The sequence below is a fragment of the Tuberibacillus calidus DSM 17572 genome (genome assembly GCF_000430685.1).
Classification (GTDB): Bacteria; Bacillota; Bacilli; order Bacillales; family Sporolactobacillaceae; genus Tuberibacillus; species Tuberibacillus calidus.
The window spans coordinates 17132-38875 of sequence record NZ_AUMM01000030.1 but is presented as its reverse complement, the minus strand read 5'-3'; the positions used below and the strand labels follow the sequence as shown (position 1 = coordinate 38875).

Annotated in this window: 17 protein-coding genes and 1 pseudogene; 14 read left to right on the top strand and 4 right to left on the bottom strand. The window is 45.1% G+C overall.

Annotated features, from left to right (window positions below):
• Positions 1-213: 213 nt before the first annotated feature.
• The 3 genes from H532_RS0108905 to H532_RS0108895 are packed head-to-tail and all read right to left on the bottom strand — an operon-like array spanning position 214 to position 2783.
• Positions 214-975, bottom strand: coding sequence for an ABC transporter ATP-binding protein (locus H532_RS0108905; protein ID WP_211231961.1), 762 nt, complete (start codon positions 973-975; stop codon positions 214-216).
• The gene (gene ssuC, locus H532_RS0108900; RefSeq protein ID WP_281169037.1) at positions 975-1775 is read right to left on the bottom strand and encodes an aliphatic sulfonate ABC transporter permease SsuC; all 801 of its coding nucleotides are present in this window, start codon (positions 1773-1775) and stop codon (positions 975-977) included. The genes H532_RS0108905 and ssuC overlap by 1 nt, the downstream gene beginning before the upstream one ends.
• 24 nt (positions 1776-1799) lie before the next feature.
• Entirely contained in the window at positions 1800-2783 is a 984-nt protein-coding gene (locus H532_RS0108895) for a sulfonate ABC transporter substrate-binding protein (protein WP_038111926.1), read from the bottom strand.
• Between the two features lie 695 nt (positions 2784-3478).
• Between H532_RS0108895 and H532_RS0108890 the strand changes: the two genes are divergently transcribed.
• The 5 genes and pseudogenes from H532_RS0108890 to H532_RS0108870 all read left to right on the top strand — a co-directional run bounded on the left by H532_RS0108890 (position 3479) and on the right by H532_RS0108870 (position 9131).
• Positions 3479-4390: an alkaline phosphatase family protein gene (locus tag H532_RS0108890; RefSeq protein ID WP_155995021.1), complete on the top strand. Its 912-nt coding sequence runs from the start codon at positions 3479-3481 to the stop codon at positions 4388-4390.
• 365 nt (positions 4391-4755) lie between these two features.
• Positions 4756-5005: pseudogene (locus H532_RS20830) on the top strand (AAA family ATPase); the annotation flags it as partial.
• A gap of 231 nt (positions 5006-5236) precedes the next feature.
• A complete protein-coding gene (locus H532_RS0108880) occupies positions 5237-6043 on the top strand; it encodes an ABC-2 transporter permease (RefSeq protein WP_027725190.1) in 807 nt (268 codons plus the stop codon).
• Positions 6044-6128: 85 nt separating this feature from the next.
• A complete protein-coding gene (locus tag H532_RS0108875) occupies positions 6129-7778 on the top strand; it encodes a M20/M25/M40 family metallo-hydrolase (protein WP_027725189.1) in 1650 nt (549 codons plus the stop codon).
• 369 nt (positions 7779-8147) lie between these two features.
• The gene (locus tag H532_RS0108870) at positions 8148-9131 is read left to right on the top strand and encodes a helix-turn-helix transcriptional regulator (protein WP_027725188.1); all 984 of its coding nucleotides are present in this window, start codon (positions 8148-8150) and stop codon (positions 9129-9131) included.
• A gap of 929 nt (positions 9132-10060) precedes the next feature.
• On the opposite strand, the gene H532_RS0108855 is transcribed toward H532_RS0108870, so the two are convergent.
• Positions 10061-10945 carry a DMT family transporter gene (locus tag H532_RS0108855; RefSeq protein WP_051263233.1) on the bottom strand — a complete coding sequence of 295 codons (885 nt, stop codon included), beginning with the start codon at positions 10943-10945 and terminating at the stop codon, positions 10061-10063.
• Positions 10946-11066: 121 nt separating this feature from the next.
• Between H532_RS0108855 and H532_RS18365 the strand changes: the two genes are divergently transcribed.
• The 9 genes from H532_RS18365 (at position 11067) to H532_RS0108810 (ending at position 21470) form a co-directional block, all read left to right on the top strand.
• A complete protein-coding gene (locus tag H532_RS18365) occupies positions 11067-11567 on the top strand; it encodes a hypothetical protein (RefSeq protein ID WP_051263232.1) in 501 nt (166 codons plus the stop codon).
• Between the two features lie 472 nt (positions 11568-12039).
• Entirely contained in the window at positions 12040-12714 is a 675-nt protein-coding gene (locus tag H532_RS0108845) for a GntR family transcriptional regulator (protein ID WP_027725186.1), read from the top strand.
• A gap of 39 nt (positions 12715-12753) precedes the next feature.
• Positions 12754-13959 (top strand): CaiB/BaiF CoA transferase family protein, encoded by a 1206-nt coding sequence (locus H532_RS0108840; RefSeq protein ID WP_027725185.1) that lies wholly within the window; start codon positions 12754-12756, stop codon positions 13957-13959.
• A 1-nt stretch (position 13960) separates the two neighbouring features.
• Positions 13961-15250: a CaiB/BaiF CoA transferase family protein gene (locus H532_RS18360; protein WP_281169036.1), complete on the top strand. Its 1290-nt coding sequence runs from the start codon at positions 13961-13963 to the stop codon at positions 15248-15250.
• A gap of 2 nt (positions 15251-15252) precedes the next feature.
• Entirely contained in the window at positions 15253-16200 is a 948-nt protein-coding gene (locus H532_RS0108830) for a hydroxymethylglutaryl-CoA lyase (RefSeq protein ID WP_027725184.1), read from the top strand.
• Positions 16201-16212: 12 nt separating this feature from the next.
• Positions 16213-17244, top strand: a complete 1032-nt coding sequence (locus H532_RS18355; RefSeq protein WP_051263231.1) for a tripartite tricarboxylate transporter substrate binding protein — start codon at positions 16213-16215, stop codon at positions 17242-17244.
• A 34-nt stretch (positions 17245-17278) separates the two neighbouring features.
• Entirely contained in the window at positions 17279-17767 is a 489-nt protein-coding gene (locus H532_RS0108820) for a tripartite tricarboxylate transporter TctB family protein (RefSeq protein ID WP_027725183.1), read from the top strand.
• Between the two features lie 112 nt (positions 17768-17879).
• Positions 17880-19406 (top strand): tripartite tricarboxylate transporter permease, encoded by a 1527-nt coding sequence (locus H532_RS0108815; protein WP_027725182.1) that lies wholly within the window; start codon positions 17880-17882, stop codon positions 19404-19406.
• 678 nt (positions 19407-20084) lie between these two features.
• A complete protein-coding gene (locus tag H532_RS0108810) occupies positions 20085-21470 on the top strand; it encodes an FAD-binding oxidoreductase (RefSeq protein ID WP_038111959.1) in 1386 nt (461 codons plus the stop codon).
• The last annotated feature ends 274 nt before the right edge of the window (positions 21471-21744 follow it).

Sequence of the window (21744 nt, the reverse complement as noted above, 5' to 3'; positions counted from 1 at the left end):
AGTACTCCTCGAGCTCTGCCAACATCCAAAAAGTTTGCAATGGCTTTTTATTGAGCCAAAAAAGGACAACTCAGGGTCTGCCTTCGTCCTAAAGGCTTGCAATGGCTTATTATCGGGCCAGTATAAGGACAACTCAGGCTCTGCCTTCACCCTAAAGGCTTGGCAGAGCCAAGTTTTCCTTAACAGAACCGGGTTTTCTAAAACTTTCCGGATTCATACATACCCTAATGATGCTGAAGTCTTCTCTGATTTTTTCTCTAAAATTTGTTGTAAGATATGTTCCACGATCGCGCCAAAGCCGATTTGGTTTTTATGTCGGGGCCTTTTTAGCGGGACGCGAACATCGGAGTCAATTTTTCCATCCTTAATAAGAACGACGCGGTCGGCAAGTAGTACCGCTTCCTCGACATCGTGCGTGACGAGAAGGGTCGTGAATTGGTGTTTAAGCCACAGGCGCTCCATTAATTTTTGCATTTCCATACGGGTTAAAGCGTCTAAAGCTCCCAGAGGTTCATCAAGGAGAAGGATTTTCGGTTTATGCATCAGCGCGCGGGCAAGAGCGACGCGCTGCTTCTGGCCTCCGGACAGTTTCCCGGGCCATTCCTCCGTGCGTTCGACTAACCCGACGTCTTCCAATACCTTCATTGCTTCATCTTTGGCGCTTTTTCCAAGTCCTAAAATGACATTATCCAACACCCGTTTCCAAGGCAAAAGTCTCCCATCTTGAAAAACAATGCGGGCCTCGCGATTGAGGGTAGTTAAAGGTTCACCCGCGACAAAAATCGTTCCCGAGCTTGGCTTGTCGAGGCCTGCAATTAAGCGCAACAACGTGCTTTTGCCGCAACCGCTTTTGCCGACGACCGCCACAAATTCGCCTTCATGAATCGTTAGGTCCAATCCTTTAAGGACTTTTATGCTGCCAAAGCGTTTTTCGATGCCAGACATTTGTAAATGGGCTGTATTTGTTTTCACCATCATTTCCCCCTATCACTGGTATTGCCGAATTGATAGCTCGGATGCCAAACAAGCCATTTTCGCTCCATAAAACGCGCAATCATATCGGATACCTTTCCGAGCAGGGCATACATGAGGATGGCTAGCACAATGACATTCATCTGATAAAATTCTCTCGCTGTCATCGCCATATAGCCGATGCCCGAAGTGGAAGAAATCGTTTCAGCGACAATGAGGGTGATCCACATGACGCCGAGCGAGTAACGGACGCCGACAAGGATGGATGAAAGGGCGCCCGGGAAAATGACTTGTGAAAACAACGACCAACCGCTGAGTCCATAGGTTTTTCCCATTTCCATTAACCCTTTATCCACATTTTTAATTCCATGGAACGTATTTAAATAAACGGGAAATAACACGGCGACAGCGACGAGAAAAATTTTCGCCTCTTCGCCAATGCCAAACCAGAGAATGACCAATGGTACAAGGGCGAGATGGGGGATATTTCTTAACATTTGGATCGATGTATCAAACGTCATTTCCGCCGGCCGGAAAAGCCCATTGAGTAATCCGAATATAAACCCGATGCTTCCGCCGATGGCAAACCCGGTCAGTGCCCGCCATAAGCTGACCCAAACGTGGTGGATCAACTCACCGGTTTTTAATAGATCGATAAAAGCTGCCAACACTTCCGTCGGCGCGGGAAGGACTCTAGCTGAAATCAACCCCCATTTTGTAAAGAGCTGCCAGCTCATTAACAACAAAACGGGGATGGCCCATGGCCTGAGGTTCATGGCCGTTTGTTTGATACGCTTTAACACTTCCCTTCATCCTTTCCCGTTGTTTTAATGATAGACATTTAAGACACGGTCTTTCACGTTGATCTTATTAGGTAAAATTTTCATGTCATAGAACATATCCGCAATATCTTGTTCTTCATTCATAATGTCCGATGTTAATGGATCAACACCGTAAACCCTTCTTTGTATCGCTTTTAGCATAGATGATTCGTCAATTTTTATAATGGAAGCGATCATTTTGGCGGCTTCTTCTTGATGGGTATTCGTCCAATCCGATGACTTTTGCACTTCATCCATCACGATCCTCAACAGTTTCTTATTCTTCTTCGCGTAATCCGGATTAACCACGAAGAAATCGCGATCGGTCGTAATGCCCTTCCCATTGACAAGAAGATGGCAACCAATGGAATTTTCGGCATCGGCCGTAAATGGATCCCAGACTACCCAAGCATCGATATCTCCTTTTTCAAACGCCACACGAGCATCACCGGGATTTAAAAAGGCCGGGGTGATATCGGAGTACTTTAAACCCGCCTTTTTCAATGCTTTAATGATTAAATAATGGGAGCTGGAACCTTTTGAAAATCCGACTTTTTTGCCTTTGAGGTCGGCCAGTGTTTTGATGGAAGAGTTGTCTTTAACGAGAATCCCTGAACCCTCATATTTTGATTTACCCGCAGCGATAAAAACCAGGTCTGACCCGGCGGATATAGCAAAAATGGGCGGAGAATTTCCCGTTCTGCCGACGTCAATGCTACCGGCATTTAAAGCCTCAAGCATGGCCGGGCCATCTTGAAACTCGTTCCACTCCACCTTCATGCCCATCGGTTTCAAACGTTTTTCCAATGTTCCTCTTTCTTTTAAAATCATGAACGGGTCATTTTTTTGGTAACCGATGCGAATGACCTTAGAGGAACTGTTCGACGAAGCTCCTTCGGATTTAGCGGCACAGCCGGTAAGGACTCCGCCCAAAAGCAAAAGGACACCTAATGCCAAAAAAGGTGCGATTCGTTTGACGGCACGATTCATCGTTTTCTCTTTCCTTTCCAAAACTTCTGGGTTAATGACTATTTCTCATTTAGAATATGTTTTCAAATGATTTAGGTACTTGTACTGGGGGGATTTAGGCTCATCCACTTTAAGAAAAGTCAACGGGAATACAAACGCTGGTCGCCAAAGAAGAACGGAGGAGAGGGATGATCAAAATATTTTTCTTAAAGCATGTCGAAAGCCAGAATGAAAGAAGCATCTCGCGCGACATTGGAGAGATTAGGTAAAAGATGGATGGGTTAAGTGTGTCGCTCCGTGAACGAAATCATCCTATATGTGTTTTTGAACGGATGCCATACTGTTACCCATGCTGTCTTCGTTTTTGTGATATATATCATAAAAATGCGTTGACAGTTTACAAAGTGAATGGTACTTTTGTTATAATTTTAGTTCAATAAAGCGAACAAAAACTATGGATAGATATGACAAAGAAATCCATGTTTTTCGATGGTTGAGATTGCCGAAATCCCGCAAGAAAGCCAAGCGCAATATGCAACTTGAAAAAAAGACACTTTTTTTACTGACGAAGAATTCGAAAATACAACGAATGCGGTTATGCTGATGCGCAACAGCCTCCGATAATAATATATAAACTACAATGCTTATAATAGATATGGAGCTTTTTTCGGGATTGGAGAGCATTTCGAATGACGAAGAAAAACGGGAGATTCAATATGAAAAAATCAAGATACATTTTGATGACAGCTTTCGCTCTGGTGCTGGTGGTCGCGCTCTGGTTTATCTTTCCTAAGCTGGACCACCGTCAACCGCCGCGATCAGAACCCCAGCTCAAAATAAAAACAGACAAACAAAATGCAAATGAGTTGAAAGGTGTCATCAGACCGGATCATATTGTCATTGTCGTTGAGGAAAATCACTCCCTTGAACAGATAATCGGAAACGAGAAAGCCCCTTACATAAATGAGCTCGCAAATAAAGGGGCATTGATGACGAACTCACATGGAGTGGTGCATCCGAGTCAGCCCAATTATCTTGTCTTATTTTCCGGCAGCACCCAAGGGGTGAAAAATGACAGCTGTCCGCATCAATTCACTAGCAATAATCTAGCGCTGCAGTTAAAAAAAGCGGGGAAGACATTTGCGGGATATTCCGAGGATCTTCCCAAAATCGGTTTTACCGGCTGCTCAAGCCGCGCCTATGTCCGGAAGCATAATCCATGGGTGAACTTTAAAAATGTGCCGCAGGAAGTCAATGTGCCGTTTCATCTCTTCCCAAAAGATGATTTTAGCAATTTGCCTACTGTTTCCTTTGTTATTCCGAATCTGGATCACGATATCCACGATGGCACCATTGCCGAAGCAGATCAATGGCTGAAAAAGAACATCGGTCCATATGTTCAATGGGCTCAGAATCATAACAGTCTTTTGATCCTAACCTGGGATGAGGATGATTTTCGCCGGGCAAATCACATACCGACGCTTTTTGTGGGGCCGATGGTGAAACCTGGTAAATACAGCGAGTATATTGATCACTATAATGTTTTGCGGACGATTCAAGCGCTTTATCGGTTGCCGCCGCTCGAAAAAAGCGAGTCAGCTCTGCCGATTACAAACATTTGGAAGTGAGTTAGAGCTTTCAGGCATCCGCGGTCGTCTATTCCATTGTTGAAACTTTTTTAATAGATGGAGGACATGTTGAATCACTTCGATTGATCACTTGACCAAAACATTTAAAGTGTATCCGCGCACGTATCTTGAGCGGATTGGCTGATGGCTTTTTAGCTCAGTACGGGTTTGAAATTTGCGCCGCACAGTTTATTGCGGCATAGTTTCCCTACCGATTCGTTGTCAATAGGTGAACCGCCGACCATCGGCGTTTTTTATTATGGTAAGAAAATCTATCATTTTTAGATTTACCGTCGGATTTTAGGACTTTACCGTCAGGATTCGCTTGATTACCGCCAACTTTTTAAGTTTTACCGCTCATTTTAAAGGTGGCCATGGTCATCGCTTTCATGGATGACCCCGATGTCCTCATCCTAGATGAGCCTACATCCGGCCTCGATCCATTGATGCAGCGGCTTTTTATCGATCTTATTCTTGAAGAAAAGCAAAAGGGCAAATCGATTCTCATGAGTTCTCATAGTTTTCACGAAATCGAACGCACGTGTGATCGTGTTGCGATCATCAAAAATGGGCGGATTGTTGCGGTTGAAAAGATGAAAGACTTACAAGCGAAACAGCGGAAAATTTTCCAAGTGACGCTTGGGTCTTTGGAAGATGTGACAAAGCTTAAAAATGCTGGTTTAGATATTATTGACCAAAAAGGCGTGCAACTGCGCATCGCGGTGACGGGTGGCGATCACGCTTTGATTCAAGCGCTTGCTGCATGCTATGTCAAAAACTTAACGATCGAAACACAAGACATCGAGGAACTCTTCATGCATTATTATGGAAACGAGGTGGCTAAGGGTGAACGGTAAACTTTATTTGACTATGCTCAAGACAAATGGCCGAACACTCAGTAGTTATGCCTTAGGAAGCGCGCTCTATATTTGGTTAATCATTTGGATTTACCCATCCATCGCCGGGGCTAAAGGTTTTAATGAAATCATTCAGAAAATGCCAGAAAGCTTGCTTAAAGCATTCGGTTATTCCCACGGTTTTCAAGATTTGAACGGCTTTATGGCTGGGGAATTTTACGGGTTGTTGTTCCTCATTATTCTCTCAATCTATTGCATCATGATGGCGACACAATTAATCGTGCGACTCGTAGACCGCGGAGCGATGGCGTTTTTGCTCGCTTCGCCAACGTCAAGAACCCAAGTCGCTTTCACACAAGCCATGGTGATTCTGACGGGACTCCTCCTCATTGTTTTGATGACTATTATCGGCGGTCTGACCGGAGTCGAATGGTTAGTCAACGACGTGTCGCTGAAAACCAAACCTTTTATTTGGCTCAATGTGATGGGGTTGTTACTGTTTTTCGTCGTCAGCGGCTATTCCTTTTTGTTTTCCTGCCTTTTTAATGATGAAAAACGGGCGCTCAGCATGTCGGCCTTGTTGACGTTACTGTTTTATATTTTGGATCTCATCGGTAAAATGAGTGACAAAATGGAAGCGTTGCGGCATTTTTCAATCTTTTCCCTTTTTGATGCTCAAGCGATTGCCCTTGGGACGGAATCGCTCCCATTAAAAGCAGTCGGCCTTTTGGTAAGCGGCATCTTGCTTTATATAATCGGCATTCTCGTTTTTCGAAAAAAAGATTTAATCATTTAAGTTCAGCGGCAACACTCAAGTAGTGGGAGCCTGTTGCGGTATGTTATGATGGGGGAAAAGACCGATATAAGGAGTGCGTGAGTCCATGATGCCTTGCCGGGAAGATGTGTTATTTTTTACGAAGCAGCTTGTGGAAATTCCGAGTGTCGTCAATACTGATGGTGAGCGGGAAATTAGCCAAGTCATTTATACTCTACTAGCCTCATTCCCATATTTTATGGATCATCCGGACTATATCATCAAGCAGCCGACCATCTTGGATGATATCGAGCGCTATAACGTCGTGGCCTTTGTCAAAGGAACAAAATGTCCGAGCGAACAAACGGTCATTTTAATGGGGCATGTGGATACCGTTGACATTGAGGATTTCGGCCAATTGCGCGCGAAAGCCTGCCAGCCTGAGGCGCTGATGGCTGCATTGCAAAAGGAACCACTTGCTGAAGACATAAAAGCCCAACTATCTTCCGGCGACTTTTTATTCGGCCGCGGGGCTTTAGATATGAAAAGCGGTCTGGCGGCGCATCTTTACCTATTAAAATATTATTCCGAGCACCCTGAGGAACTCGCGGGGAATCTCGTTTTTGTTGCCGAATGCGATGAAGAAGACAGCTCTCACGGTATCTTGTCGGCGGTCGAGCTATTAAATGAATTAAAAAAAGACCACGGGTTTGACTATGTTGCGGCCATCAATGCTGATTTTGTCGCTCCCCTTTATGAAGGCGACCCGCATCGCTATATTTATACGGGAAGCGTGGGGAAACTTCTGCCGACATTTTTTGTCACGGGAACGCAAACCCATGTCGGTGCGGCCTTTGAAGGCATCGACCCGAACTATTTGATCAGTTTCTTAACAAAACAAATCAATTATAATACGGACCTTTGTGATGAAGCCCACGGCGAGTGGACACTCCCCCCGGTGTCATTAAAGCAAACCGATCTGAAACCGTCCTATGATGTCCAAACGGCACATGCTGCTGTCGCGTATTTCAACTTTTTCACGCATTCCCTGTCACCTCAGGATGTATTAAACCGATTAAAAAAACAAGCGGAAATCGCCTTTCGCGAGGCATTGGCAGAATATAAAAGAAAACGCGAAGCCTTTTATGCAAAAACCGGATTAACCCCTCGGGGGCAACTTTGGGCACCGAGAGTTTTAACATTCGAGGAAATGGTTGCGGAAATTCACGCCGTTCATGGCCGCAAATTCGAACAACACATGGCGGCGTTCAAAAAGGAATTGCTGTCGGACCCAGCCCTTGATTTGCGCATGTTTAACATCCGAGTCGTCGAGGAAGCGTGGAAGTGGATCCCGGACAAAAGCCCTGCGATGATTCTGTTTTTTTCCTCCATCTATTCTCCACCGGTCGACGTTTCGGGAAAAGATGAAAAGGAAGCACGGCTTTTAGCAGCATTAGATGAGGCTGTGAACACGATACAGCCCCAGTATGAACATCCGATTAAAGTCAAACACTTTTTTCCATTTATCTCGGACATGAGTTTTGTCACATTAAATGATGATGAGGACGCGATCCAAACGGTTGTCAACAACCATCCGGCCTGGGGAACGAAACATATCGTTCATTACGACCAAATCCGTGCGCTGAACGTGCCCGTTATTAACATCGGCCCCTACGGCTTCGATGCTCACCGCCAATACGAACGAGTAGAGATTCGCTATTCGATGGAGATTGTCCCGAATTTGATTAATGAAGTGATCGGCCGAATATTACATTAGTTCGTACGCCTTCCCCGATGAGCCCCCTGGCTCCATTCGGGGTTTTCCTGTTGTTCTGAAAATCGGGAACAGAGAAGGGCTATTTGATTCTGTTTTGAAAACCTACCATTTCGCCCGGCATAAGGGTAACATCTTAACCAAACTTTGAGTTGGTAAAAAAGAATATTATTTTTCAATCCAGCATAATAGCCGTTACGGCTCCTCTTTCGCTTAATAACTTGCAAGGGCTTTTAAACCTGGCCTGCATGAGGGGGACTAAGTCTCCGCCTCGCTTAAAAGCCGAGCAGAGCCATGTTTTCATTATATTAGTAAAAAAGGAATCTGGGCTAAGCAAGGCGTATTGTTATAATGGAAGGAAAACGGAGGTGGATGGAATTGGATAATCGGCAAAGATTATTAACAGTGCTACAAATCTTGCAAAATGAAACGGATGAGGAAAATGAGCTTTCAATCTATGATATAAAAGAGCGGCTCAAGCAAGCTTACGGGGAAGATCTGAACATTAAAAATGCGATTTTAAAAGAGGATATTGACGCCCTCAATCGCGCCGGCATTGACATCGATGAGAATATCGGCGAGCGCGGCAAGAAGTATTACCGGCATGAAGGGCTCTTTGAATTGCATGAAGTCAAACTTCTTTTGGATGCCGTCAGTTCAGCGCGCTTTTTGACATTAGAAGAGACAAGCATTTTGGTCGAGAAAATTTTAAAGCTAAAAAGCCGGAACACCGCCAAAAAGTTGCGGAAAAATGTCTACCTGGACGGAATGATTAAAGCGAAAAATGCTTCCGTCCGCTACGGCATCGACCACATTCAAACAGCGATCGCTGAACGCAAAAAGATTGTTTTTCAGTACGGCCGATATAATATTGAGAAAAAATTTATTTTGAGCCATGATGGCGCGTGGTATACCGTTCATCCCTATGCGCTCATTTGGAACAGTGATTATTATTATCTCATCGGTTACTATGAACAAGCAGATGACATCAGGCATTACCGCGTGGACCGGATGCGCCATGTTCAGGTGAAGGATGAAAAATACAGACCGCAGGCCTTAAATATTCCGGAATATGTGAATCGGTCTTTTCATATGTTTACGGGCGACGAAGAGCTCATACGCCTACAAGTAAAAAATGAATTGATCAACGTCATGATCGACCGCTTCGGTTTAGATGCTGATATCCGTAAAGCCAGCGAGGATGCCTTTTTGTTAACGACAATGGCTTCCATAAGCGAAGGTTTGGTCAACTGGATTTTAACTTGGGGCAGCAAAGTGAAAGTCATTTCCCCGGACCACCTGAAAGACCGTTTAAAAGAAGAGAGTCGAAAAATGTGGGAACAGTACAATATTTAAGCCGACTAGGGTTCGCTTCGCTCGTGTCTTATATGCGGGGTTCTTTCCCCTCTCTCACTTATCGATGGAAAATGTAATCAAAAGAAAAAAGGGTAATCTTTAAGGGGGTTGAGGTGATTTTGCCAATATCTGTATTCAAAAGGCCATTTTGGAGTAGGAAGCGCTCCAAAATGGCCTTTAACGCGGTTCTATTGACAATTTTGGGCGGAAAATTTTTTTGAAATGGCATTTATCTTGAATTTATTGGAAAAACAGGGTCGAATCGAGGGTTATTTTTCCTATATCTGAATCCAAAAAGCCATTTTGAGAGGGCAGGGGACTCAGAATGGTCTTTAGAGAGGTTCTATCGGCCATTTTGGGCCGAGAAATTTTTTGAAATGGTATTTGGCTTGAATTTGCTGGAAAAACGAGGCTGATTTAGAGGTTGTTTTTCCAAAACCTGTATTCAAAAAGCCATTTTGGAGTAGGAAGCGAACCAAAATGGCGTTTAGCGCAATTGTATCGGCCATTTTGGGCCGAGAAATTTTTTGAAATGGTATTTGGCTTGAATTTGCTGGAAAAACGAGGCTGATTTAGAGGTTGTTTTTCCAAAACCTGTATTCAAAAAGCCATTTTGGAGTAGGAAGCGAACCAAAATGGCGTTTAGCGCAATTGTATCGGCCATTTTGGGCCGAGAATTTTTTTGAAATGGTTTTTAGTTTTAAATTATTGGAAAAACAAGACCTTATCAAAAGTTGATTTCCCAATATCTTCAATCTATTGACCACTTTGAAGTGAGAAATGGGTCTTAATGGCCTTTAAATTGGCACGACCAGCAATATATCACTAATCAATGACGACGTGCTTATGCCCGGTTTTTCTTAGCAAAGCGAAGTTTTCTTTAGTGGGGTCTGACCCCAGATTTTTGCGACTGCCTCTTTGCTGCTATATTAACCAGCTTTTCGCTCAGTGACGGCTGGTTTAACTTTTCCGTAGGCATTCACCATGATGACACCGATAATCGTCAAGAACCCGCCCATCCACACAAGGAGTGTAGGTGCTTCACCGATCCAGAACCAGGCAATAATGATCGCGATAAACGGTTCAATATACAATGTGCTCGTGATCAAGCTCGCTGGGGCATGGGATAAAGCGACAGACCAGGTGATGTAAGCGATCGCCGATGGTAAAACGCCGAGATATATTCCCGATAAAGTGATTGAAACAGGCGCCGTACTGACCGTTTCAAAAAACCCGGGGAGAAAGACGAGCATCGGGATCGTGCCGAACCATGTAAAATACGCCGTCAATTCAATCGCATTATATCGAGTAAAAAAAGGCTTTTGGTAGATAAAGAAAAAAGTCGTGGCGATGGCCGCGATGAGGATTAAGACGGCGTGGCCGGTAAAAGCCAACCCATTTTCGTTTCCCACACTGATGATGGCCACGCCGATGAAACCGATGAAAATCCCGCTCCAGCCAAAGGCATTTAACTTTTCCTTAAATAAAAAATAGGAAAGAAATGCCGTAAAAGCCGGCACGGCCGCAACAATAAGAGCGGAAGCGCCGGCAGGCACCACTTTTTCTCCAAACGTAAGTCCAATGTGATAGGTTGTAATGCCAAGCCAACCAAGCCCTGCCAGTTTCCAAACATCTTCCTTTTTCGGAAGGTGAATGCGTTTAAAACAAGCAAAAATCAGAAAAACAGCGGAAGCCGTCAAGAAACGGAGCAACACAAAATGTCCCGCCCCGTAAAAATCAATGCCCTGCCTTAAACCGGCAAATGATGAAGACCAAAACAACAATGTAACGGCAACCAGTAAATACGTTTTCATCTGCCCCATCCCATGCTATTGAAAATGTTACTCCAATTATACAACGTGTCTTTTGGTATTTGACAATGTTTTTTCATTTTCCGGGAATGATAAGAAAAAAGTAAAGGGGATTGTCCGGCCAATGATTCCGCGCACGATGGAAGAACTAGAAGAGATCAGGCAACAATGTATGGCAATGGTTAAAAGAAGGGCAGCGCTCTCGGCATTTGCGGGCGCTCTACCTCTACCAGGAGTGGATGTTGGCATGGATGTCGCCATGATGATGAAACTGCTTTCGGAAATCAACCGCCGATTCGGTTTGTCTGCTGAACAACTCGCAAAGTTAAATCCGGAATTGCGGGCCAAAATTGTCGTTCTGGCGACATCCGTCGGCAGCCGGATTGTGGGAAAAATCATCAGAAAGGAAACCGTCGCCTTTTTATTGAAAAAAGTCGGCAGACGGCTTGCAGCAAGACAAATGACCAAAATCATTCCGATCGTCGGATCTGCCGCTTCGGCTACCTTGAGTTTCATGGCTATGAGGTATATAGGGCGCGCACATGTCAATGATTGTTATCACATTTGCCGCCGCCTCATCGAGGAATCGAACACCCCCGTGGACGATGACTATGGAAAGATTTGATTTTCTCCCACTGTACCGCCCAAATGACGACGTTTCCCACTCTTATATATCAATAGCTTTCCAAGTTTCCAAAATTAAATTTCCACCATTCAGCCGCAGAAAGTTTAACACTAAGCGAACGTAAATCCACCCTGTCCAAGGTGTTTTTTTGTATCGAGAAAAAAGATTAAAATTTTTCAAGTCCGCTTAGATGCGACAAAAGCACCTCCACCATCTAAAAGGCTTGTATTGGTAAGTAAATATAACATTTATGAGGCATGCAAAAGGGCAACTACGGCACTGTCTTCACCATAAAGGCTTGCACTAGCTTTTTCAGCATAAGGACAACGAATGCTCTGCCTACTCCTTAAAGACATGACAGACCCAAGCTTTTATTCAGCAATATCTTTTTAGTTTTTGAATATTTAAAAAAGGGTTAATAAATTTTGTATACAATGCATAGGATTGAATACAAAACGGTTGGTGAGGTTTAGTGACCAATGATAAAAATGGCAGAAAAAAGAGCTTGCATGAAAAAGTTTATCGCTCGATTAAAGAAGCGATCATCACCGGGCAGTTACTGCCAAACGAGCGGCTGAAAGAAGAAATGTTGGCCAAGAGATTTAATACGAGCCGGACACCTGTAAGGGAAGCGTTAAGAAATTTGGAAAAAGAAGGCTTTGTCACTTTTATCCCATCCATTGGCGCGAAGGTTACCGATTTAAACCAAAAAACAATAAAAGATTTGTATGAATGCCGTGCCGAATTAGAAGGATTGGCAGCGGAAAAGGCGGCGTTGTTTTTAGAAAAAGAAGAATACAACATTTTGGAGGAATCCGTAATTTTAGCTAAGCAATATAAACAACTCGGTGACCTCGAAAAAGTCATAAAAAGAAATACGTTGTTTCACGAAACGATCATTCAAGCGAGTCATAACGAGACGTTAATAAAACTGATGGAGCCGATCCGCATGCAAATATTACGATATCGGACGATTACCGGATATGTCGGCGGGTTTAAACCTATGTTTTTCGATGCCCATGAAATGATTTTGGAAGCCCTTAAGGAACGCAATGCGGAAAAAAGCAAACAGCTTATGAGAAATCATATTTTGGAAGATCTGCAGAACATTTTAACACAACTCAAAACCTATCACGCGCAAAATTGAAAACGCTTTAAAAATTTAAATATAAGGGGTTGGGGGAACATGTCTCAAAACAACAAGAAATTACCTCTCTCTGGGATCAGGGTTGTGGAACTCGGAAACCTGATTGCGGGCCCTTTTTGTACGAAGATTCTCGCGGAATTCGGAGCGGAGGTCATCAAAATCGAATTACCAAAGGTTGGTGATCCGCTGCGCAATTGGCGAATTCTGCACAACGGAACGTCTCTATGGTGGTATGTGCAATCGCGCAATAAAAAATGCCTCACGTTGGATGTGCGGACGCCTGAAGGATTGGAAGTCATCAAAAAGCTATTAAAAGAAAGCGATGTGTTAGTGGAAAACTTCCGCCCGGGGACCATTGCGAAATGGGGGCTAACACCGGAAGTTTTAGAAGCGTTAAATCCCAATTTAATCGTAAGTCATATCTCAGGATACGGCCAAAACGGCCCTTACAGCGATCGTCCTGGTTTTGGTTCAATCGGTGAGGCGATGGGGGGATTGCGTTATATTACCGGTTACCCGGATCGGCCGCCTGTCCGAGTCGGAATCAGCATTGGGGATTCCGTCGCCGCGCTGTATTCTGTGATCGGTATTTTACTAGCGCTTTATTATCGTGATGTCAAAGACGGAGGCGGTCAAGAAATCGATGTCGCTTTATATGAAGCGGTTTTCAGCCTTATGGAGGGAATGATTCCGGAATATGACAAAAAAGGCGTCATTCGAGAGCGCACGGGGTCTAGTTTTCCGGGTATTGTCCCAACGAATACCTATCAAACAAAAGATGGGAAATATCTTGTTCTTGCGGCAAATAGCGACAACATCTTCCAAAGACTGTTAAAAGTGATGGGCCGGGAAGATTTAGTCGGCGATGAAAGATTTTTAACAAACGAAAACCGCGTGAAAAACCAAGATTTCATCGAGTCCATGATCGAAGCATGGGTTCAGGAACGAACGCTTGATGAATGCCTGAAAGTGTTGAATGACCATGCGATACCTGCCGGTCGAATCTACAATGCCGAAGACATCATCCACGATCCCCATTACCGAGCAAGAGACATGATCGTCGAAATGGAAAATGAAGCCCTAGGGACTGTGAAAGTTCCCGGCATCGTGCCAAAGTTAAGCCGCACCCCAGGGGAACTCAAATGGCTCGGGCCGAAAATCGGAGAACACAATCTTGAAGTATTAAAAGCCATCGGTTTGAGCGAAGAGCAAATCAACCAGATGAAAGAAAGAGGGGTGATTTAGGTTGGAGGGAGGAACCAACAGTAAACATCCAAATGAGATATCGCAAACACAAAAGGCGCAACCTTCTGAGAAAACGGCTGGAACTGAAAAACCAAATGCTGCTAACGGACCGCTTACCGGATTAAAAGTTTTAGATATCGCGACGGTTTATGCGGCCCCCTTTGCGACAGCATTACTGGGGGATTATGGGGCAGATGTCATCAAAATTGAACTTCCTGGTAAGGGAGATCCGGTCCGCGGTTTTCATCCATTTAAAGATAACGAATCTTTAGCCTGGGCCGCTATATCAAGGAATAAACGCGCGATCACGCTTAATTTAAAAAAAGAGAAAGGCCAACAACTTTTTTATCAATTATTAAAAAATCAAGATCTTCTCTTTGAAAATTTTCGCCCGGGAACGCTTGATCAATGGGGGGTTACCGTCCAAAAAATGAGGGAAGTAAATCCCCGACTTATTATCATCCGGGTCAGCGGTTATGGGCAAACCGGCCCGTATCGGACAAAGGCGGGGTTCGGGACACCGGCTACCGCTTTTAGTGGATATACCTATATATCCGGATATCCCGACAAGCCACCTTTATCACCGCCCATCTCGCTAGTTGACTATGTAACAGGATTATTTGCCGTGATCGGCGCGCTTTCCGCTCTTTATCACCGCGATGCCAAAGGAGGAGCCGGTCAAGAAATTGATGTCTCCCTTTTTGAATCCATGTTTCGTCTATTGGAGGTGGCCGTGGCCACTTATGACCAGACCAACCACATAACGGAACGGTTAGGCAATGACAACACGTCCGCCGTTCCCGTCGGCACTTTCCAGACGAGGGACGGGAAGTGGATGGTGTTGACAACAAGCACCGACCGAACGTTTTACCGGTTGGCGGATGTCATGGGACGTTCCGATATGAAAACCGACCCGAGATACGCCACAAATATTGAGCGCGTCAAAAGGCGCACGGAGGTCCATGCAATTGTCCAGGAATGGTTTAAAGCCCATGATGCGGGAGAAATCCAGGAAATTTTCGACAAAAACGGCATTCCCGTTTCTCCCATTTACAATATGGCAGATATCTTTCAGGACCCACAGTACAAAGCGAGAGGAGCACTCGTCGAAGTCGATCATCCCGTTCTCGGAAAAATCAAATTGCCGAATGTTATTCCTAAGTTTTCACAAACACCCGGTACCGTCCGAAAAACGGGCGCCTCGATCGGTGAACATAATTTTGAAATTTTTACCGAGTTGGGATTATCTCTGGAAGACATCAACGAATTGAAGGAGGAGGGGGTGATTTGAACATGTCGTGGTACTTGCCTGAGAAGGTTGAGATAAAAGAAGTGGGTCCGAGAGACGGGTTTCAGATGGAGAAGGCGTTTATACCGACAAAGGAAAAAATCCGCATCATCAATGCCTTGTCAGAAACAGGCGTGAGCGCCATACAGGTAACATCCGTCGTCCACCCCAAAGCGGTTCCACAATTGATCGATGCGGAGGAGGTGATGGCCAATATTGAGCGAAAGGAAGGCGTTTCATACAGCGTCTTAGTGCCAAATATCTGCGGGGCAGAACGAGCGATTCCGATGAAGGCCGATGAGTGGGAATTGATGTTATCCGTCAGTGAATCCCATAGTCTTGCTAATGCAAATCGAAGTGTCGATGACAGCCTAAAAATCATGGAAGAAGTCGTTCATCTGGCAAACGCGCATAATGTTTCCGTCCGTGGGGGCATGGCAACGGCATTAGGGTGTCCATTTGAAGGGAGAATTCCTTTTGAAAGAATACATTATGTCGCCGAGGCGTATTATCAAATGGGTGTCCGTGCGTTCAGCGTTGCCGACACGGTGGGAGTTGCCGATCCGAAGTTGGTCTATGAAACGATTAGTCAATTAAAGGCGCTGTTCCCGGATGCGGACATAAACCTTCATCTTCATAACACAAGAGGGATGGCTCTAGCAAACGTCATAGCAGGTTTGCAAGCTGGTGTCACGTCCTTTGATGCATCAGTGGGCGGTTTGGGCGGATGTCCTTATGCTCCAAATGCGACTGGCAATGTGGCTACCGAAGATATCGTCCATATGTTGGAACGCATGGGGGTGCAAACCGGGATTAACCTTCGAAAACTGTTAGCCGTTTCTCGAGATGTTGAAAAACTTGTCGACCATCCGTTGGAAAGTGCAGTCAGCCGGGCCGGTACGGCAGATGAGCTTCATCAAGCACCGACCCGTCAAATGAAAATCGGTGAGTAAAGGAGAAGGATGATGTACATGAACTGGTTGGGGAAAAAGGGGCGTTGGCTCTCTTTTTTGGCACTGGCCGTGATTTTATTGCTAAGTGCTTGTAATAGCGGGACCTCCGGGTCTACGAAGGAAAAGAAGTCCAATGCCGACAATTTTTATTCTAAAGGAAAGCCTGTGACCTTAGTTGCTCCCGCAGCGCCGGGAAGCGGCTGGGATGTGACGGCACGGGCGCTTGCCGCTACTTTTGAAAAAGAAAAACTCATTCATTTCCCGATTCAAGTGGTAAATGAGGCCGGTGCAACCGGAGCCGTTTCACTTTCACAGTTGGTTACCCAGCATAAAGGTGATGCTTATAAAATCAGTGTGACGTCTACGCCAATCATGTCCAACTATTTGAGAGGTGATTCCGACTACAGTTACAAGGATGTCACCATGATCGCGCGTTTGATGACGGAGTATTACATGGTGGTCGTACCAGCTGATTCGCCGTACAAAACATTAAGCGACTTGCTTAGCGCTATCAAGAAAAACCCCGGCTCTGTTGCCGTTGGCGCTTCAGGGGATGACCGTCTGCCGTTTGCGTTAATGGTAAACGCGTTCGGTGGGGATCCAAGAGCTATCAATTTTGTTGCATATGAAGGCGGCGGGGAAATTTCCAATGCTTTATTAAACGGTGATCTTGATGCGGCGATTTCCGGTGTGAGCGAATTCCGCGGCCAAATCGAAGCGGGGACATTTCGTGGGCTTGCGATCACAAGTGACAAACGGTTGGGCGGTGTGGTCAAAGATGTTCCGACAGCTAAGGAAGCCGGTGTCGATGTTGTCTACGGTAACTGGCGCGGCCTTATGGGACCGCCTGATATGCCGAAAGAAGCCGTCACTTTCTGGCAAAGCACCATAGAAAAAGCGCTCAAAACCCCGACATGGAAAGATTTTGCCAAGAAAAATCAATGGGAGATCACTTATATGAAAGGTCAAGAATTTGATCAGTATCTGAAAGAGGCCAATGACGCCATAAAAACCGGATTGGAGAAAACCGGCGAAATTAAGTGATGGACAAAGGGTGCTTGTAAAATGGGGTGAACGGATGAATAAAAATATTATAGCTGGCGGGAGTTCCTTCATTATTTCGCTCATTTATACCCTGTTGGCTTTTCAGATTCCAATGTCTTCTTATAAATCGGCTGATATCCAACCTGGTACCTTTCCGATCATCATAGGTTGTCTTTGGATGCTGGTGTCCCTTGTCCTTCTCATTCAAGGGATACTGGCCAGCCGCCGTAGAAAGGAAGATACGGGAAAGCCATTGGAATCCACCATTATTTCCGATATGGAAGAATCCGAGCAAGATGGTAAAAAATTATTGATCATTTTACTGTTTATCCTTGCTTATATCGTTTTGTTTGTGTCATTAGGTTACCTTCTTTCAACGGCCTTGTTTATCTTCGGGGTAACCACTTATCTCGAAAGAAAAAAGTGGGTTCGCAATTTGATTTATGCCATATTATTTCCCGTCATCGTCTATTTGGTCTTTAATGATTTGCTTGAAGTTTACTTACCGAGCGGCCCCTTTTAAAAACCTCTTAAAGGGTTAAGAGGAAACGTGGTTCTGCATTTCAATGGTGTTGAAGGCTAACGATGGCATGGGGAAATCCCTTTAAGACTGCCTTTATGTTGGGGGTGATGATTTGGGCGATGTGTTCTCGAATTTATTAGCTGGTTTCGAGCAAGCGTTAACATGGAAGAATCTAGGATTTGGCTTTATAGGTGTATTCATTGGGACACTTGTCGGTGTATTGCCTGGGATTGGTCCCATCACTGCTATAGCGTTATTGATTCCGCTGTCTTTTGGCTTGCCGCCGGCGACCGGACTGATCATGCTGACCGGCGTCTATTATGGGTCGATGTACGGCGGATCCACAACTTCAATTTTAGTCAGAACACCGGGAGAAGTGGCGTCCATCGTTTCAACGATCGATGGGTATGAGATGGCGCGGCAAGGTAGAGCCGGCCCCGCATTATCGACCGCAGCCATCGGTTCATTTATTGCTGGAACGCTTTCTATTGTTGGGCTCATGTTTTTGGCACCGGTCATCGCCAAGGCTTCATTTTATTTCGGTTCGGCCGAGTATTTTCTATTAATCATTTTATCCTTATCCATGATTTCAAGCTTAACGACAGGGTCAGTACTAAAAGCGTATCTTTCTACTTTTATCGGGTTGGCAGTCGCAACTATTGGAACGGATCTCCAGTCAGGTGTTCATCGTTTTACATTTGGCAGTGCTAAGCTGCTTGATGGCATTGATTTTGTCTTGTTTGCCATAGCGCTTTTTGCCATTCCCGAAGCGCTGAGCAATATGGCGAAAAAGGGTGCGGACTTTAAATTAAAAGTTCAAGAGATTAAAGGTTCGTTATGGATGACACGAGAGGATTGGAAAAGATCCATCGGTCCCTATGGCCGCGGGTCGGTTCTTGGTTTTCTGATTGGTGCTCTTCCAGGCATCGGACCGTCGCTTGCCTCCTTTCTTTCCTACGCGATGGAAAGGAAATTGTCCAAGAAACATCGCCATGAATTCGGCAAAGGGGCAATTGAGGGGGTTTCCGGTCCGGAGGCGGCGAACAATGCGGCAGTAGGTGGGGCCATGGTCCCTCTGTTTACGCTTGGGATCCCCGGTTCTGCAACGACAGCTCTGCTCTTATTCATTTTCATGATGTACGGTTTGCAACCGGGTCCGGGTATGTTCCAAACCCATTCAGATCTCATTTGGGCCATCATTGCCAGCATGTATGTCGGCAACGTCATACTGTTGATATTAAACTTGCCGCTCGTCGGCGTTTTCGCTTCGATTTTGAAATTGCCGACCATCCCGCTTTTTGTGGGCGTTATCGCATTTTCCGTATTGGGCACTTATGGCCTCGATTTTAGTCAGTTCGATTTGTTCATGTTATTTATTTTCGGCGTGGTCGGTTATGGCATGCAGCAATTGGACATACCACTTGCACCAGCTGTCATGGCGCTTGTTCTCGAACCACTCATGGAGCAAAATTTCCGTCGTGCGATCACCATCGCAAACAGCCATTATCTCGTCTTCTTTGAACGACCGATTTCTTTGATTATCATTATATTTATTGTACTAATCACTGTTTTGCCAAAATTGATCGCTTTTGTGAAAAACCGAGCCAAAAGAAAACGCCTTCAACCCGAAATGCGATAGACCAAAACCAGTCCAGTTTCTTTGGGCTGGTTATTTTAATTGGTGAGAAAGTTTATCATTTTTAGGCTGAATTAAGGCCAATAGGAGACAGCCAAAAGGGTTGTTCTGGGCAGGAATGAGGCCGACAATAAGAGTGAAGATAGCGTTACCATTGCCAAAATACGTGTACTGGCATATGATTGACGAAAGCCCTGTCCGTCCCTAAAAAGGGCTTTGCCAACTCACTGTTTCGTGTGCGGAAATAATACGATTGTGTATTAAAACTCCGGTGAACAAGGATCAAAATGATAAGCTTTTGGAGAAAAGGGCTAAAAATGTCACCTAAAATTTCCAAATCTATGGATTGCGTATTATTTCAAGGCGGTTCGTTTGGTGAACTAATATGCTTTTTCCAATTGCATATCAAAACGTCGGGTTAAATGGGCCGAAATAATATGCTTTTGGCAAAAACGGTCCAAATCACCGCCCGAATATTTCCAATTGACTGGATTGCCTATCATTTTAGGGGCGTTCGTGTACAGAAATAATATGCTTTTTCTGATTGCGCATCAAAACTGGAACGGGCCAAGTGCCATGGGATACCGCCGTTTATACATTATGAGGGCTTTTACATGCATTTGTAAAAAAAACATTGGTATGATAATTATGAAAATAAATCATCTGCTGGGAGATGAGAAAATGGGGCTGATTGAAGAACTGCAGCAAATTTTGGCGCCTGAACGTGTCAGTCAAAACCTGACGGTTCTTGAACAACACAGCAAGGACGAATCCTACCATACCCCGTATTTGCCGGAAGCCGTCGTTTTTCCAGAGACCGCCCAAGAAGTGAGTGACATTATAAAACTCGCAAACAAACATCGTGTGCCGGTCATTCCATTTGGCATGGGTTCAAGCCTGGAAGGGCATGTGATTCCGCGCGGACGAGCCATTACCATCGATTTTACTCGAATGAATAAGATCGTTGAAATCCGCGAAAAAGATTTTCTCGTCCGCGTTCAACCTGGGGTCACTCGTAAGCAGCTTGAAAAAGAACTTAAAAAATATGGCTTGTTCTTCCCAGTTGACCCAGGGGCTGATGCCTCAATTGGCGGCATGGCAGCAACCAATGCCAGCGGAACAACGACCGTCAAGTACGGGGCCATGCGTGATAATGTCCGCGATTTGCAAGTGGTCTTAGCAGATGGTCAGATCATCCATACAGGTAACCTCGCGGCGAAATCGTCTTCGGGTTATCATTTGACAGGGCTTTTTGTCGGCTCGGAAGGCACCTTGGGTTGTTTTACGGAAATCACCTTGAAAGTGTACGGCATACCGGAACAAATCATGGCGGCAAGAGCTGTTTTCCCAAATGTTGATGAAGCCGTGGAAGCGGTAGTGGACATTCAGCAAGCCGGTATCCCCATTGCTCGAGTGGAACTTGTGGATGAACCGTCCATTAGACAAGTTAATAAGTACAGCCAAACCAATTATAAAGAAGCACCGACCTTGTTTTTGGAGTTTCACGGGAATAAGGACGGCCTGAAACAGGATGTCGCTTTAACCAAAGCCATTGCCGAAGATCATTACTGTCAGGAAATTGTGTTTGAAACGGATCAAGCATTGCGTCATCAACTCTGGGATGCCCGCCATAACTTAGCGTATGCCTTCCTTCATGCCCATCCGGGAAAAAGACAAATGGTCACCGATGTTTGTTTGCCCATTACCGAACTTGCCGGCGCCATTCATTTTGCGAGAGAAATTGTCACCAATTCCGGGCTTCCGGCGGGGATTGCCGGGCATGTCGGCGATGGCAACTTTCATATTATCATGATCGTCGACCCAAACAGTGCGGATGATCTGGCACGAGCCGAAAAAGTTAACGAACAAATCGTGCAATATGCGCTGGAACGAAAGGGAACGTGTACAGGCGAACACGGTGTTGGCATCGGTAAATTAAAATACCAAGCGAAAGAACACGGCGGTGCCTATCAAATCATGCAAACCATCAAGCAAGCGCTCGACCCGATGGGCATCATGAATCCATATAAAAAAGTGGAAAACGAAACGGTGACGCACGGGTCATAGAAACTATTTTTCATACGAAATCCGGATCATTTGACCAAAAAACTTTTGTGGTTCGTGGGAGTGAATAGGGGAACGTGATGAAAAGCGGGTGATACTTCCCAGTGCAAAACCCTAGGCATTGAAGAACTAGAGGCGCGCACCATTTGAGGATGAAATGGCTGGCGGATTGGGACACGACACGGCGAGAACCTTCAAGAAGATCAAAAAAATAAAAAACTAGGCTCTGCTATAGAAAACTTGGCTCTGCCAAGCCTTTTAGGCGAAGGCAGAGCCT